This is a genomic window from Neisseria yangbaofengii (assembly GCF_014898075.1).
Lineage (GTDB): Bacteria > Pseudomonadota > Gammaproteobacteria > Burkholderiales > Neisseriaceae > Neisseria > Neisseria yangbaofengii.
On sequence record NZ_CP062976.1, the window covers coordinates 1,855,504 to 1,870,176 of the forward strand.

The following is a 14,673-nucleotide window of genomic DNA, read 5'->3' on the forward strand; positions in this document are numbered from 1 at the left end:
CCGTCTGAAAACAGTTAAAATAAGCGCACTTTTTTCCGGATAATCTTTATGCTGTTTAACCACTCTCAAGACGAACTGATTCAACTGTGCGGCCAAACCCTATCGCTGGCGCAGCAATTGGGCGCCACGGCTGCCGAGGCCGACTTCAGCGAATCCATCGGCCAGAGCGTGAGCGTGCGCCTGAACGAAATCGAGCAAATCGAATTTCAGCAGGATAAGTCGTTGGACATTACCGTTTACGTCGGCCAACGCAAAGGCCGTGCCAGCACCGCCGATTTCTCGCCCAATGCCTTACAGGATACCGTGCAGGCCGCTGTCGACATCGCCAAGTACACCGCTGAGGACGAGTGTGCAGGCTTGGCCGATAAAGATTTGATGGCTGCCGAAATCGGCGATCTCGACCGCTATCACGAGTGGGATTTAAGCGCAGAAGCCGCCATCGAATTGGCCAAACAATGCGAACAAGCTGCCTTGTCATTCGACCCGCACATCGAAAACTCCGAAGGCGCAGGCGTGCAAACCAGCCATTATCAATACGTTTACGGTAATTCGCACGGCTTTATGGCACACCAGCAAGGTACACGCCACAGCATTTCCTGCAGCGTGGTCGCCGCCGATGGACAGGGCATGCAGCGCGATTATTGGTATGACGCGTCCTGCCGCCATCAAGATATGGATTCACCGGAAAGCATCGGACGCACCGCCGCCGAGCGCACCGTGCGCCGCCTCGACAGCCGAACCCTGCCCACCGGCAACTATCCCGTGATGTTTGACACCACCGTCGCCGGCGGTTTAATCGGCCATTTAGTCGGCGCATTGAGCGGCGGCGCACTTTACCGGCAAAGCAGCTTCTTAATAGACAGCTTGGGCAAAAAAATCCTGCCCGATTTCGTCAACCTGCGCGAAGAACCGCATATTCCGCGTGCCTTCGGCAGCACCTATTTCGACTCCGAAGGCGTCGCCACCCGCCCGCGTTTCCTGATTCAAAACGGTGTGGTACAAGGCTATCTTTTGAGCAGCTACAGCGCCCGCAAACTCGGCATGACCTCCACCGGCAATGCAGGCGGCGCGCATAACCTGTATCTCAGCCACACCCACGCCACGCAAGCCGACCTGCTCAAAGAAATGGGCACGGGCCTGCTGGTGACCGAACTGATGGGACAAGGCGTCAACACCATCACCGGCGACTACTCACGCGGCGCCGCCGGATTCTGGGTCGAAAACGGCGTGATTGCCTATCCGGTACACGAAATTACCATCGCCGGACGATTGCAGGATATGTATCAAAACGTCGTCGGCATCGCCAACGATGCCCTTCGCCGCTCATTCAACAAAATCGGTTCGATACTGATTAGCGGAATGACCGTAGCGGGCGAATAAGGATTGATGTTTAAAGGCCATCTGAAAAAAATGGTAATGCGCCATGATTTTTCAGACGGCTTTTTAATTTATTATTAAATAGATAATATTGATATTGAATGATTTTTTATTTTATTGGTCTGAAGAAAATAAATCATTCCCCATCTAGTTTTAGGACATCCCCATGCACATTGTCGTTATTCCTTCTTGGTATCCCAAATCCGAGCAAGATGTTGATGGAATTTTTTTCAGAATCCAAGCTCAAGGATTACAAAAAAGCAATAAAATTAATAAAGTCGGGGTCGTCGCACCCATGTTCCGCTTTCTACGCAGCCAACCCGAAACCATTTTTTCCGGCCCTTACGGCCTTAACAAACACCAACAAGGCGGTTTAAATACCTACATTTACGACAGTATGTATTTTTTCCCGCGCTGTCCGATTGTCGATATTGACCGCATCCGATGGGTCAAAGCCGGTTTAAAAGCCTTTAAAGCCTATGTGCAAGAAAACGGCCGGCCCGATATCATACATGCCCACGCCATGAATTACGCGGGCATCTTGGCCTATGAAATTTTTAAAAAATCCGGCATTCCATACGTTATTACCGAACACAGCAGCACCTACGCACGCAATTTAATCCGCAGTAACCAATGGCCCGCCATGTATGAAGCCGCCAAATATGCCTCTGCACTTTATGCCGTTAGCCGGGATTTTGTCGAACTGCTCGACCAAAAATATCCAGACACACAATGGGCATATTTGCCTAATATCCTAGGTAAAAACTTTGCGGAACATTTTGAATTGAAAGAAAAATCATCAGATGATGAATTTACCTTCTGCTCCGTTTCCCACTTACGCCATTTAAAAGGCCATGATTTACTGTTGCCCGCTTTTGCCAAAGCCTTGCAAAAATACCCGCATTTGAAACTCAAAATCGGCGGCGACGGGCCGGAAGCCGATAATCTAAAAAAACTCACTGCCGAATTAGGCATTGCCGGCTCAGTAACCTTTTTAGGCGCGCTGAAAACCGATGAAGTTTTAAATTTAATGCGCCAAAGCGATGCCTTTGTATTGGCCAGCCGCACGGAAACCTTCGGTGTGGTATTTATCGAGGCTCTTTCGCAAGGCTTACCGGTAATCGCCACAAAATGCGGTGGCCCGCAATCAATTGTGCAACCGGAAAATGGCTTCTTGATTCCGACGGAAAACATCGCTGCCCTCACCGAAGCCTTGATTCAAATGTATGAACAGCACAACCGCTTTTCTCCACAAAAACTGCGCCAAGATTGTTTGGCAGAATTCAGTGAAGAAGCCGTTGTCAAACAATTAATTGCCAAATTCGAACATATTCTTGGAAAAAACACACAGCCGTTTTAAACCAAATATATCTGTTAAAAAAACCGTATCTTTTCAACAAATTCATACCTGATTGAAAGATACGGTTTTTTATCAATCACTTATAAGCCGGTTTAGCTCAAGCTGAATTTTTTTCAGACGGCCTCAATCAATACGGCAATATATGACTGATAAAATCTCAATCTCTTCGCGCCCTTCCGGGCCGTTGAGCACCACTTCATCGCCTTCGCGTGCTTTAATCAGGCAACGCGCTAAAGGAGAAATCCACGAAATTTTGTTTTTTGCGGTATCAATTTCATCAACACCGACAATTTTGACGGTTTGTTCACTGCCGTCGCCACGTAACAATTCGACGGTTGCCCCGAAGAATACTTGATCAGTTGTTTCGCGCGCTTCCGGATCAACCACTACCGCTGCTTCCAAGCGTTTGGTCAGGAAACGGATGCGGCGATCGATTTCACGCATGCGGCGTTTGCCGTAAAGGTAATCGCCGTTTTCGCTGCGGTCACCGTTACCCGCGGCCCAGTTGACGATTTGCACGATTTCGGGGCGCTCTTTGTTGACCAATTGATAAAGCTCGTCTTTTAACGCCTGCCAACCGACGGGGGTGATATAGTTTTTGATTTCTGCTGTCATGATGAATCCTTTGCTGCGTGACTTTAACGCAATAAAAAGACCTAGGCCGTCTGAAAACCTTTTGGCTTTCAGACGGCCTTTTCGTTCCCATTTATTCTTCGTCGCTGCTGCTGATGGTGATACTGTGTTCCATTTTGCTTGGCATGACTTTCAGACCGCCGCAACCGGTTTTACCTTCCGACAAGCGTTGCAGATAGGCTTCATCGATATCGCCGGTCAGGTAAATGCCGTTAAAGCAGGAAGAATCAAAGCCTTCAATTTTCGGGTTCAAAGCTTTGACTACGGCTTCCAAATCGTTCAAGTCTTGGAACACGATGCCATCAGCACTGATTTCCTGTGCGATTTCAGCCGGCGTACGGCCATTGGCAATCAATTCTTCACGCGTCGGCATGTCGATGCCGTACACATTTGGGAAACGTACTTCCGGCGCGGCAGAGGCAATATACACTTTACGTGCGCCCGAAGCGCGAACCATTTCTACGATTTCACGGCTGGTAGTGCCGCGCACGACGGAATCATCCACCAACAGCACGCTTTTGCCTTTGAATTCGGTTTCCATCGGACTCAATTTTTGGCGCACGGATTTTTTGCGCGTCGCCTGCCCCGGCATGATAAAGGTGCGGCCGATGTAGCGGTTTTTAATCAAGCCTTCGCGGTAAGGTTTGTTCAAATGCATGGCCAATTCCATCGCGCTCGGGCGGCTGGTATCGGGAATCGGCATAATCACATCGATGTTGTCAATCGGCAATTCGCGCTTGATTTTTTCCGCCAGCGATACGCCCATGTCCAAACGTGCTTGATACACGGATACTTCATCAATCACCGAGTCGGGACGGGCAAAATAAACGTATTCAAACAAACATGGTTTCAGTTGTGATTCGCTGCATTGGCGTGAGAAAAACTGGCCGTCAAAGCTGATAAACACCGCTTCGCCCGGCCCAATATCACGTTCCAAATCATATTCCAAGGCATTAAAGGCCACTGATTCGGAAGCCACGGCATAGGATTTGAAGCCATTTTCATCGGTTTTCGAACCCAACACTAGCGGACGGATACCATACGGATCACGGAAAGCCACCATGCCGTAGCCGGCAATCATGGCCACCACACCATACGCACCGCGTACCAATTCATGCACGGCTTTAACGGCGGTAAACACATTATCGGTACTCAACACTTTATCGCTGTTTTTCGAGACTTCATGGCGCAACTCATGCGCAAACACATTCAACAACACTTCCGAATCGGAGCTGGTATTGATATGGCGCAGGTGTTTGTGGCACACGTTTTCATACAGTTCGGCGGTATTGGTCAAATTACCGTTGTGCGCCAACACGATACCAAAAGGCGAGCTGACGTAAAACGGCTGCGCTTCGGCACTGCTGCCTGCATTGCCCGCGGTTGGGTAACGCACATGAGCAATGCCGGAATGGCCGATTAAATCACGCATATTACGCGTGCGGAACACTTCGCGCACCATACCTTTGCCTTTGTGCATATGGAACATACTGCCTTCAGCCGTTACAATGCCCGCTGCATCCTGACCGCGATGCTGCAGCATCTGCAAACCGTCATACAACAGCTGATTGACCGGCTCGTTGCTCACCAACCCTAATACACCACACATTTGTGTTCTCCGAATAAAAGAATTAATCCAATGAAATAAAAAAGATTAAACCGGTTTCAGACGGCCTGTATCTAAAAGGCCGTCTGAAACCGGTTGTATTATGAAGGGATGTCCGCATCGTTTAATCTGTTGCCAATCATCGGCAAATAAGGCATCACCACATCATGCGCCAAGGTTTCGAAATAAGGAATGCTGCGTGATGATTGCCAGCCTTCCGTTTCCGGTAAATCGGTGTAAGAACACACCATCACCACCAAAGTCACCAACAATACTCCTTTAGCCGCGCCGAATACACCGCCGAGCAAGCGGTTGACGCTGCCCAGCCCGATGGCCGTTACACCGGCGGTCAGCAACGAGCGCAGAAAACGCTGCGCCAACCATGCCGCAACAAACAGCATGATAAAGGCTAACGCAACACCCAAGGCTTGCGGCTCGAAAGATTTAAAGGCAATTTCGGCAAACGGCACGGCAAACCACTTGGCAATGAAAAACGCCACAATCCAAGTAATCAGCGAGCTGATTTCGGCAATCACGCCGCGCATCAGCGACATGACAATACATGCCGCAACCACGCCGAAAGCCAATAAATCCGCCAAAGGAATATTACTCATCCACGATCTGTCCTGCAATGCCGTTTTTAGAACGCAATTTTTCCAAATCTTTCGCAGCTTCTTGGCGATTCTTATATGAGTTTGATTTCACACGGTAAACCACACCTTTATCGGTTTTGATTTCGCTGATGGTGGCATTGATACCGGCCGCCTTCATTTTGCGTTGCAGGCTTTGGGCGCGTTCTTTATCGGAATAACCGGCCTGAATGGCGGCTTTTTGGCCTTTAGAACCGATATCGGCTGCTTTTTCGGCCGGCTTAGGCGTAGCCGGTTCCGCTTTTTTAGCGGCCGCTTTTTTGTCGGTTTCTTTTGCTTTGGCAGCGGCTGCTTTTTTGTCGGTTTCCGCTTTGGCTTTGGCCGCAGCTGCTTTTTTCTCTTCAGCTTGTTTGGCTTTACGCTCGGCAGCTGCTTTTTCTGCCTGTTTGCGCTCGACTTCTGCATCACGTTCCGATTTTTCAGCCTTGGCCGCCACAGCCCGTTTCTTAGCCGCTTCTTTTTCGGCTGCCAAGCGTTTTTCTTCGGCACGTTTGGCCGCACGCTGTTCAGCCAAACGCTGGCGGCGTGCTTCGGCTTTCTGCTCTTCCGCCGCGCGTTTTTCTTCTTCGGCTTTGCGAATGCGCTCCGACTCTTCCAAGCCTTTGATGTCACTGTCAACCAATTTATCGTTAATCAACACCAACGGCGCACCGATGTCTTGCGGCGGTGTAGCGGCGGCAGGTCTCAACACTTCCACCGGTTGCTCAGGCTCGCTGCTTTTTTCGGCAGCTTGCTCCTGCGCAGCCGCTTGCGCTTCTTCCTTATTGCTCGGCTCCAACACAGCAGCATTGGCGGCATCGCCTTGCGCATCATTTTGCGCTACGGCGGCCGTGGGTGCGGCTGCTTTTTCTTCGTCGCCACCCGCACTCAATACAGAAGCCAACAGAATACCGGCAACCACGACCAACCCTGACGTCATCACCAAGCGGCGGCGGTTGCGGCGTTTGAGCTGCTCATAACCGGTTAAAACTTCTTTTTGCTTATCGTCAGACATGAAATTTCCTATTTACAAGGTCGCCATCACATCGGCAACAGTATGAAACGAACCGAAAACGACAATTCTATCATTTTCAGAAGCTTTCGCCAAAGCTGCTTGGTAAGCGCTTTGGACACGGTCGAAGGCTTTGATTTTATCGATGCCCTGCTGCGCCAGTTTCTCTTGCAAAGTGTCAATCGTCATGCCGCGCGGCATGTCCAAAGGAGCGATATACCATTCGTCAAACTGGTCTTTCACGATGTCCAACACGCCGTCGACGTCTTTATCGGCCAACATGCTGAACACGGCAATGCGGTTTTGCGCAAACGCCAGATTAATCAGGCTGCGGCGCAAGGCACGGGCGGCATGCGGATTGTGGCCGACATCCAAAATGGTGAGCGGGCGTCCCGGCAAAACTTGGAAACGCCCCGGATTTTCCACCAGCAGCAACCCGCGCTTAATCGCACCGATATCAATCGGCAGCTTGTCGGCCAAGCATTCCAGCACCGTCAACGCCACGGCGGCATTGCCGATTTGGTATGCGCCGCGCAAAGCCGGAAACGGCAAAGCATTGCGCCGCTTGTGTAACAGGCCGTCTGAAATTTTCGGATGGAACTGATAATTCCATTGCACATTTTCCAAGGTGTTGAAATTAAAATCTTCTTTGGCCAACAGCAAATGTGCGCCGATTTTTTCAGCGTGTCGGAGCAACGATTCCGGCGGCGGATTCTGGCCGCAAATCGCCGGTTTGCCGCTGCGGAACACGCCTGCTTTTTCAAAACCGACCTGTTCGACCGTATCGCCCAAAAACGCCTGATGATCCAAATCCACGCCGGTGACCACGGCGCAATCGGCATCGAACACGTTTACCGCGTCCAAACGCCCGCCCAAGCCGACTTCCAACACCATCACATCAACTTGGGCGCGCATGAAAATATCTACTGCCGCCAAGGTGTTGAATTCAAAATAAGTCAGCGAAATCTCGCCGCGCGCCGATTCAATGCGTTCAAACGCCGCTACGATGGTTTCATCATCAACCGGTTCGGCGTTCACGGCAATACGTTCGTTAAAACGCAAAATATGCGGGCTTGTCAGCGTACCTACTTTAAAACCTGCCTGCTTGTAAATCTGCGATAAATAGGCGCACACCGAACCTTTGCCGTTGGTGCCTGCCACGACCACCACAGGACATTGCGGCGTCAAGCCCATGCGGGTTTTCACTTCGCCCACGCGTTCCAAGCCCATGTCGATGAGGCCTGTGCTGTGGGCTGTTTCCAAATGCGAGAGCCAGTCTTGTAGTGTTTTCATTATTTTTCAGTTATTTATGATTCAAGGCCGTCTGAAACAGACCAGTACTTTATGCTATTCAATTCAGTTTTTTTGTCCGGACGGCCTTTGCTCCGTCTGACACCAACGCGCCCAAACGCGCAAGCGGCGGTGGGTTTCCTTATCCAGCATATCGGGCAACACCAATTGCCAAATGGTTCGGCTGCCGGCGTGCCATTGCAAAAACAGCACATGATGCGTTACCAACGACGCATCACCCAATACCGCTTCAAAAGCCGTCTGCTCGCGCCCGATAAAAATGGCAGCCTGCTGCAAACGGTTTACCGCAATCTGCTTTACTGCCTGATTTCCTTTTAAATCGGTATGATACCGGGCGTAAACAAAGCTCACCGTCAAACCGAGTAAACCCAGCCAAAGCATCACGCCGTAAAACCACGCCGCACACATGACCGCTGCCAACAAGTGCAAAACCGACACTGTGATTTTCAGGCTGCGGGAAGGCTTCAAGGCCGTCTGAAATGCGCGCATGGTTTACATCATGTTGTCGAACACAGGGCTGACATTCAAATCGGCATCTTCCATATCCAAGACCATATCGTGGATTTCAATTTCGAAAAATTCCCAAAACGCCTTTAAACTCATGTCTTGCGGCCATTTGGCTTTATCTACGTCCCAACCGGTGATTTCTGCTTCAAAAATCTGCTGGTAACGCTCGTCGAAATACGAAATCACCGCTTCCGGCTCATCAAATTCGGGCACCAAAAACACCGAGCAATTGGTGCGGATTTGCCCTACCGTCAAATCAGGCATATTTTCATCTGCCGATTTCAGCCATTCCAAAAAACGCGCGGTCGGTTTCAACACCACGGCGGTGCGGTCAACAAAATACATGACTATCCTTTGATTTCTATTGTTTCCCATGCCGTCTGAACGCTTTTCAGACGGCCTAGCACATTGATTAATGCGTCATCACCTGCTGCAAAAACTGCTTGGCGCGCTCGTGTTTCGGGTTGGTGAAAAACTCTTCCGGCGCAGCTTCTTCGATGATTTGGCCGTGATCGACAAAAATCACACGATCGGCCACTTCGCGGGCAAAACCCATTTCGTGCGTCACACACATCATGGTCATGCCGCTCACCGCCAAGTCTTTCATCACACGCAGGACTTCGCCGACCATTTCCGGATCAAGCGCGGAAGTCGGTTCGTCAAACAACATCACGCGCGGCTCCATCGCCAAGCCGCGGGCAATCGCCACACGCTGCTGCTGACCGCCGGATAACTGGCTCGGCAAGGCATCTTTTTTATGCGCCAAACCCACGCGCTCCAGCAATTCCATCGCCTTGGCTTCGGCTTGGGCACGGCTCTGGCCTTTCACTTTCATCGGCGACAAAACAATGTTTTCCAACACGCTCAAATGTGGATACAGATTGAAACTTTGGAACACAAAGCCGACTTCGGCGCGCAGTTTGTTCAAATCGGTTTTCGGGTCGGCAACATTGATACCGTCCACCCAGATTTCGCCGCTTTCGATGGTTTCAAGCTGGTTGACAGTGCGGATAAGCGTGGATTTGCCGCTGCCCGACGGCCCGCAAACCACCACCACTTCGCCCTGCTTCACTTCGAGATTTACGCCGTTGATGACGTGCAGATCTTTGAAGTGTTTTTGTACGTTTTTGAATTTAATCATCGTTACTTTCTGTTATCACCAGTTTAATCTGCAGCAATTATCGGTTTATTTTGGTTGAAATGCTGCAGCTTGCCGCTATTATGGCGGCCGGATTCTAATAATAAATTTAGGGGCTGTATATTAGATTAGCCCTAAATACCACACCAAAGTCGCAAGATTTTCAGTTGCTCTTTCGGCGTACCAAAGTTAAAACGAACACACATTCCTTCAAGAATAACGGAAACGGTTTACGGTCAATTCCATTGTATTTTCGCAGAACACGCTTTGCCTGATTCCAAAAATTCCCAATCCCATCGATATGGTTTTGACGTTCTGCAAAATGCGTACTGTGGCTGATACGATGATGGGTAAATTCACGCACATCAAGCATATCGCAGCTTTTGCAGCAATCGGTACAAACAATACTGTCAGGCATGATTTTTCGTTTAATTACAGTGAGTAAAGCAGTTTTCTTGGTATCTTCAACAATAACGGGATAAACCTTACCGTGTCGTTTTAAAATACCGAATACAGCCGCTTTTCCAACTGCACCGCGACCGTGTTTTGCCCTGCGTTGTCCGCCGAAATAGCTTTCGTCCAACCCAGCAGAACCATCAAAAACTTCATCAGCTTGAAGTTCCGGATGATAGGCCGGCACTTGACGGATTTTGCGGTAAAACAGAGCCGCCGAGTTGGGGTTAGTTTCTAATAAATCAGCTGCTGCACGAGCAGTAACTTCCGATACAAAAAATTTAAGCAATTTATTTTGTACTTTTTTCTTAGTTTACAGTTTGTTATCTTCATTTTTTAAGAGTAACACAACTGCTAATCCACTACAGCCCCTAAAAAATAATTTATTTATTGGGTATTATTAGGCACTGATGCAATTTAAACCTGTAAAGTTTTTCGCTGAAATTCTGGCTGTCTGTTTCAAACAGTTTTTTTCGCCAGATAATTGCTCAATTCTACATATTTTTCCGGAGCGATATGTTCGGCGCGGTCTTGCGGGCTGATGCCTACAGCTTCCAAATCGGCATCGCCGGCCACTTCTTTCAAATTATTGCGGATGGTTTTTCGGCGCTGATGGAAGGCAAGTTTGACCAGTTTGGCAAAATGCTCGAAATCATCGGCCTTACCGATGCGGTGTTTCGACGGAATCATGCGCACCACGGCGGAATAGACTTTCGGTGCAGGATCGAACGACTCAGGCGGCACGTCAATCAGCGATTCCATTTCAAAAAAGTATTGCAGCATCACGCTCAAACGGCCGTAGTCGTTGGTTTTCGGCTCGGCCACCATACGCTCGACCACTTCTTTTTGCAGCATAAAATGCATGTCAATCACATCATCGGCCACTTCGGCCAATTTAAACAACAGCGGCGTGGAAATATTATAAGGCAGGTTGCCGACAATTTTCTTTTTGCCCTCAATGCTGTTGAAATCGAATTGCAGCACATCGCCTTCGTGTATCACCAATTTATCTGCAAACGGCAGCGTTTTCAATCGCTTGACAATATCGCGGTCGATTTCGCAAACGTGCAATCGGTTGAGTTTTTTCGCCAGCGGCCCGGTAATCGCGGCCAAACCCGGGCCGATTTCGATTACGGTGTCATCAGCTTCGGGGCGCACGGCATGCACAATATCGCTGATGATACACGTGTCTTGCAAAAAGTTTTGCCCAAAGCGTTTGCGGGCTTTGTGTTCTTTCATACGGTATCTTTATTCGGGGGATTTTTTCAAGGACGTATTGTAACTGAAAATATACGCCGATTGAGAAAAGGCCGTCTGAAAATGAAATATTTTTTGCGACGCTTTCAGACGGCCTATCTCGTTATTTCGGAAACGGCGGCACAACCGAACCGAATTGCGCCAAGAGTCCGACCGTTTCAAACACAGGCAGACCCATCACGCCGGTAAAACTACCCTGCAAATGCGCGACAAAAACACCGCCCAAGCCTTGAATCCCATACGCACCGGCCTTATCCATCGGCTCGCCGCTGGCAATATATGCCGCAATTTCTACCGCGCTCATGGATTTAAAGGTTACATCGCTCTGCTGCAACAACGTGCGCGTTTCGCCCTGCCAATACACACTGACAGCGGTATAGACCTGATGCGTGGCGGCGGATAATTGCGCCAACATTTCGGCCGCATGGGCTTCGTTTTCCGGCTTGCCCAAAATTTGATTTTGATAAGCGACGGCGGTATCGGCGGCGAGAATCGGAAATTCGGGCGGTTCGGGATGTGTAACGTGCCATTGCGCTACTGCATCGGCATTTTTCTCACGAGCCAACCTTTGCACATAATCAGCGGCCTTTTCTTGCGGATACGGCGTTTCGTCGATTTCGGCAGGCAAACGCTGTACCGTATAGCCTAAGTTTTCTAAAATTTCGCGACGGCGCGGGCTGCCCGAAGCGAGATAAATACGGTTCAAAATATTTCCTTTTTTATTGGTATTGGGTATCAAAGGCATTATAGAAATTACCGATTAAATTTTATAGTTACTTAGCATAAAATTAACTTTTTTGTAATTTAAATTACAAAAGAAAAAAAACTTATCCAAAAAAAATTTATCTACCAAAGCAGTAGGCAAACTAAAACCTACTTTTCATTTTTCTTTATTTTTATAGGAGAAAATCATGCAAACATTATCTATGAATGAATTGGAACAAGTTTCAGGTGGTTTTAACTTTAAAAAAACTATTGTATCAAATGTAGGCGGTTATACAGGCATTGGCGCCGGTGCTTTGGCAGGAGGTTTCACAGGTGCGGCTTTAGGTGCAATCGGAGGTCCCGGCGGAATGGTTGCAGGTGCCAAGGTTGGTGCGGCTGTCGGCGGGTATTTAGGGCAGAAGTTAGGCTCACATGTAGCCGAACGCTCATTCGGCTACTAAGCCGTCGCCTCATTCCGTACCTGACAAACATATTTTGCCGGGTGCGGATTCCCATGCATTAAATTATTCACAAGGATTATGATGATGTCTATGAAAAAATTTTGGGAAAACTATAAAAAGAATTTTTCATTATTAATAAATTTTATGAAAAAACATTGGAAAGCATTAGTCATTATCTATGCTTTATGCGGTTTTGCCGTATATGCAGTTAATTTTATTTTAAGTTTTTATATAATAGATCCCAAATACCATCTCGGGAACAGTCATTTTATTCCCGATTTTGCCGTAGTCATACTGATACTGCTGCTCACAGAATTTTTCTTTATGAAATATATCAAAAAAAAGAACCATTAGCTCTAACATTGTTTATTAAACCCATTCTGTTTTTAAACGGTTTCAGATAGTTATTTATATTCCTGCGCAAGATTAACGTAGTTCACAGCCGATTGTTTTAAAAACATTTTTTCTTCATCCGTCAAAGCACGTATTTGTCTGGCGGGAGAACCAAGATACAGAAAACCGCTTTGCAGATGTTTGCCCGGCGGTACCACGCCGCCCGCACCGATCATCACTTCATCGTCAATCACTGCGTCGTCCAACACAATCGCACCCATGCCGACCAACACGCGGTTGCCGACGGTGCAGCCGTGCAGAATCACTTTATGGCCGATGGTTACGTCTTCACCGATGATTAAAGGAGAACCTTTCGGCTTCTGCTCACGCACGCCGGTCACGTGCAACACGCTGCCGTCTTGAATATTGGTGCGGGCGCCGATGCGGATATGGTTCACATCGCCGCGCATCACCACCAGCGGCCAAACATTGGCCTGCTCGGCAAGGCTGACTCGGCCGATAACAACAGCGGTGTCGTCGACAAAACAAGTGTCGTGAATATCGGGGGTATGGTATGTGTAAGGTCGAATCGGCATGGCGCACTCTTTTTTAATCAAAATTGGAAAGGAATTTAATTTATAGCATAATCAATGCCGTCTGAAAAAGCAGTAATTTTTTCAGACGGCATTGGTTGAGTGATTTTTGTCAACTCACTTCACAAAGGCCGTCTGAAAATAATCTTACTTATGTTCAGACGGCCTAATTATAGGTAAACTGTTCTTTCACTTCAGCAAAAAATCCGTCATCCTACAAAGGAAAGCCCATGCCCAACCGCCTTACCCAACTGCTCGGCTGCCGCTTGCCCGTGATTCAAGCACCAATGGCCGGTGTGCAAAACAGCCGTCTGGCCATCGCCGCTTGCCGCTCCGGTGCGCTCGGTTCGCTGCCTGCCGCCATGCTCTCGCCCGATCAACTGCGTGCCGAAATCGAAGCCATACGCGCCGCCACCAATGCGCCGTTTAACGTCAACTTTTTTGCACACCGCCAACCTGAAGCCGATGCCGGCAAGATGCAGCAATGGCTTGCCACGCTGGCGCCTTATTATCGCGAACTCGGTATCGATGCCGATAATATTGCGCAAGGCGGCGGACGGCAGCCTTTTGGTGCCGCACAGGCAGACATCATTACCGAACTCAAGCCCCCGGTAGTTAGCTTTCATTTCGGCTTGCCGGAAGCGGATTTGCTTCAACAGGTCAAACAAAGCGGCGCAAAAATTTTGTGTTCCGCCACCACGGTTGACGAAGCGCGCTGGTTGGTGGAACACGGTGCGAATGCAGTGATTGCGCAAGGTTTGGAAGCCGGCGGCCACCGCTCGATGTTCCGCAGCAAAGTGCATGAGCAAGTCGGTACCTTTGCGCTGCTGCCGCAAATCCGCGCGGCGGTAGACGTGCCGGTGATTGCAGCCGGCGGCATCAGCAATGCGGCCACCGCTCGCGCAGCACAGACATTGGGCGCAGACGGCATTCAAATCGGCACGGCTTTGCTGCTGGCCGACGAAGCCGACACCAGCGCAGCGCACCGCACCGCCCTGCAAAGCCCACGCGCCGAAACCACCGCGTTAACCAACCTATTCTCCGGCGGCTTGGCACGCGGCATCGTCAACCGCTTTATGCGTGAAAACGGCTGCATTCACCCTGTTGCCCCGCCATTCCCACTCGCCCAAAGCGCATCGGCACCATTGCGCAGCGCTGCTGAAAAACAAGGCAGCGATGAATTTTCGCCATTGTGGGCAGGACAAAATGCACCGCTTGCCCGCAACGGCAGCACAGCGGAAATCATTGCGGAAATTACAGGCGGGTTTATGGCATAGCTTGAACGAATCAATTTTGTT

15 protein-coding genes and 1 pseudogene are annotated in these 14,673 nt (G+C 49.3%); 4 read left to right on the forward strand and 12 right to left on the reverse strand.

Translation table 11 applies throughout. From position 1 onward, the window contains the following. Positions 1 to 48 precede the first annotated feature (48 nt). Entirely contained in the window at positions 49 to 1,380 is a 1,332-nt protein-coding gene (gene pmbA, locus H4O27_RS09030) for a metalloprotease PmbA (protein WP_165008214.1), read from the forward strand. A 163-nt stretch (positions 1,381 to 1,543) separates the two neighbouring features. Further along, the gene (locus H4O27_RS09035) at positions 1,544 to 2,737 is read left to right on the forward strand and encodes a glycosyltransferase (protein WP_165008216.1); all 1,194 of its coding nucleotides are present in this window, start codon (positions 1,544 to 1,546) and stop codon (positions 2,735 to 2,737) included. Positions 2,738 to 2,860: 123 nt separating this feature from the next. Here the strand turns inward: H4O27_RS09035 and greB are convergent, their stop codons facing one another. The 11 genes and pseudogenes from greB to H4O27_RS09090 all read right to left on the reverse strand — a co-directional run bounded on the left by greB (position 2,861) and on the right by H4O27_RS09090 (position 11,989). Continuing rightward, a complete protein-coding gene (greB, locus tag H4O27_RS09040) occupies positions 2,861 to 3,352 on the reverse strand; it encodes a transcription elongation factor GreB (RefSeq protein WP_165008218.1) in 492 nt (163 codons plus the stop codon). Positions 3,353 to 3,443: 91 nt separating this feature from the next. After that, on the reverse strand, positions 3,444 to 4,979 hold the full coding sequence (purF, locus tag H4O27_RS09045; RefSeq protein WP_165008220.1) for an amidophosphoribosyltransferase: 1,536 nt from the start codon (positions 4,977 to 4,979) through the stop codon (positions 3,444 to 3,446). A gap of 98 nt (positions 4,980 to 5,077) precedes the next feature. Beyond that, positions 5,078 to 5,590, reverse strand: coding sequence for a CvpA family protein (locus tag H4O27_RS09050; RefSeq protein WP_165008222.1), 513 nt, complete (start codon positions 5,588 to 5,590; stop codon positions 5,078 to 5,080). Further along, positions 5,583 to 6,620 carry an SPOR domain-containing protein gene (locus H4O27_RS09055; RefSeq protein WP_165008224.1) on the reverse strand — a complete coding sequence of 346 codons (1,038 nt, stop codon included), beginning with the start codon at positions 6,618 to 6,620 and terminating at the stop codon, positions 5,583 to 5,585. The genes H4O27_RS09050 and H4O27_RS09055 overlap by 8 nt, the downstream gene beginning before the upstream one ends. A 12-nt stretch (positions 6,621 to 6,632) precedes the next feature. Continuing rightward, positions 6,633 to 7,910 carry a bifunctional tetrahydrofolate synthase/dihydrofolate synthase gene (gene folC, locus H4O27_RS09060; RefSeq protein ID WP_165008226.1) on the reverse strand — a complete coding sequence of 426 codons (1,278 nt, stop codon included), beginning with the start codon at positions 7,908 to 7,910 and terminating at the stop codon, positions 6,633 to 6,635. Positions 7,911 to 7,973: 63 nt separating this feature from the next. Continuing rightward, positions 7,974 to 8,417, reverse strand: a complete 444-nt coding sequence (locus tag H4O27_RS09065; RefSeq protein ID WP_165008228.1) for a protein YgfX — start codon at positions 8,415 to 8,417, stop codon at positions 7,974 to 7,976. 3 nt (positions 8,418 to 8,420) lie between these two features. Continuing rightward, a complete protein-coding gene (locus tag H4O27_RS09070; protein ID WP_165008230.1) occupies positions 8,421 to 8,780 on the reverse strand; it encodes a hypothetical protein in 360 nt (119 codons plus the stop codon). A gap of 67 nt (positions 8,781 to 8,847) precedes the next feature. Then, positions 8,848 to 9,576 (reverse strand): amino acid ABC transporter ATP-binding protein, encoded by a 729-nt coding sequence (locus H4O27_RS09075; RefSeq protein WP_165008232.1) that lies wholly within the window; start codon positions 9,574 to 9,576, stop codon positions 8,848 to 8,850. A 131-nt stretch (positions 9,577 to 9,707) separates the two neighbouring features. Next, positions 9,708 to 10,359 (reverse strand): annotated as a pseudogene (locus H4O27_RS09080) (IS1595 family transposase). A 126-nt stretch (positions 10,360 to 10,485) separates the two neighbouring features. Then, entirely contained in the window at positions 10,486 to 11,265 is a 780-nt protein-coding gene (gene rsmA, locus H4O27_RS09085) for a 16S rRNA (adenine(1518)-N(6)/adenine(1519)-N(6))-dimethyltransferase RsmA (protein ID WP_165008234.1), read from the reverse strand. A gap of 121 nt (positions 11,266 to 11,386) precedes the next feature. After that, positions 11,387 to 11,989: a Maf family protein gene (locus H4O27_RS09090; protein WP_165008236.1), complete on the reverse strand. Its 603-nt coding sequence runs from the start codon at positions 11,987 to 11,989 to the stop codon at positions 11,387 to 11,389. Between the two features lie 205 nt (positions 11,990 to 12,194). Here H4O27_RS09090 and H4O27_RS09095 point away from each other — a divergent pair, with 205 nt between their 5' ends. Continuing rightward, the gene (locus tag H4O27_RS09095) at positions 12,195 to 12,449 is read left to right on the forward strand and encodes a bacteriocin (RefSeq protein ID WP_165008238.1); all 255 of its coding nucleotides are present in this window, start codon (positions 12,195 to 12,197) and stop codon (positions 12,447 to 12,449) included. Positions 12,450 to 12,853: 404 nt separating this feature from the next. On the opposite strand, the gene H4O27_RS09100 is transcribed toward H4O27_RS09095, so the two are convergent. Continuing rightward, complete coding sequence (locus tag H4O27_RS09100) at positions 12,854 to 13,378, reverse strand: gamma carbonic anhydrase family protein (RefSeq protein WP_165008240.1); 525 nt, start codon at positions 13,376 to 13,378, stop codon at positions 12,854 to 12,856. 227 nt (positions 13,379 to 13,605) lie between these two features. Between H4O27_RS09100 and H4O27_RS09105 the strand changes: the two genes are divergently transcribed. Beyond that, entirely contained in the window at positions 13,606 to 14,652 is a 1,047-nt protein-coding gene (locus H4O27_RS09105; protein ID WP_165008242.1) for an NAD(P)H-dependent flavin oxidoreductase, read from the forward strand. Positions 14,653 to 14,673 lie beyond the last annotated feature (21 nt).

Bases quoted from the DNA above. Each gene is read 5' to 3' on its own strand.
- pmbA (WP_165008214.1), top strand. From the start codon at position 49: ATGCTGTTTAACCACTCTCAAGACGAACTGATTCAACTGTGCGGCCAA.
- H4O27_RS09035 (WP_165008216.1), top strand. From the start codon at position 1,544: ATGCACATTGTCGTTATTCCTTCTTGGTATCCCAAATCCGAGCAAGAT.
- greB (WP_165008218.1), bottom strand. From the start codon at position 3,352: ATGACAGCAGAAATCAAAAACTATATCACCCCCGTCGGTTGGCAGGCG.
- purF (WP_165008220.1), bottom strand. From the start codon at position 4,979: ATGTGTGGTGTATTAGGGTTGGTGAGCAACGAGCCGGTCAATCAGCTG.
- H4O27_RS09050 (WP_165008222.1), bottom strand. From the start codon at position 5,590: ATGAGTAATATTCCTTTGGCGGATTTATTGGCTTTCGGCGTGGTTGCG.
- H4O27_RS09055 (WP_165008224.1), bottom strand. From the start codon at position 6,620: ATGTCTGACGATAAGCAAAAAGAAGTTTTAACCGGTTATGAGCAGCTC.
- folC (WP_165008226.1), bottom strand. From the start codon at position 7,910: ATGAAAACACTACAAGACTGGCTCTCGCATTTGGAAACAGCCCACAGC.
- H4O27_RS09065 (WP_165008228.1), bottom strand. From the start codon at position 8,417: ATGCGCGCATTTCAGACGGCCTTGAAGCCTTCCCGCAGCCTGAAAATC.
- H4O27_RS09070 (WP_165008230.1), bottom strand. From the start codon at position 8,780: ATGTATTTTGTTGACCGCACCGCCGTGGTGTTGAAACCGACCGCGCGT.
- H4O27_RS09075 (WP_165008232.1), bottom strand. From the start codon at position 9,576: ATGATTAAATTCAAAAACGTACAAAAACACTTCAAAGATCTGCACGTC.
- rsmA (WP_165008234.1), bottom strand. From the start codon at position 11,265: ATGAAAGAACACAAAGCCCGCAAACGCTTTGGGCAAAACTTTTTGCAA.
- H4O27_RS09095 (WP_165008238.1), top strand. From the start codon at position 12,195: ATGCAAACATTATCTATGAATGAATTGGAACAAGTTTCAGGTGGTTTT.
- H4O27_RS09100 (WP_165008240.1), bottom strand. From the start codon at position 13,378: ATGCCGATTCGACCTTACACATACCATACCCCCGATATTCACGACACT.
- H4O27_RS09105 (WP_165008242.1), top strand. From the start codon at position 13,606: ATGCCCAACCGCCTTACCCAACTGCTCGGCTGCCGCTTGCCCGTGATT.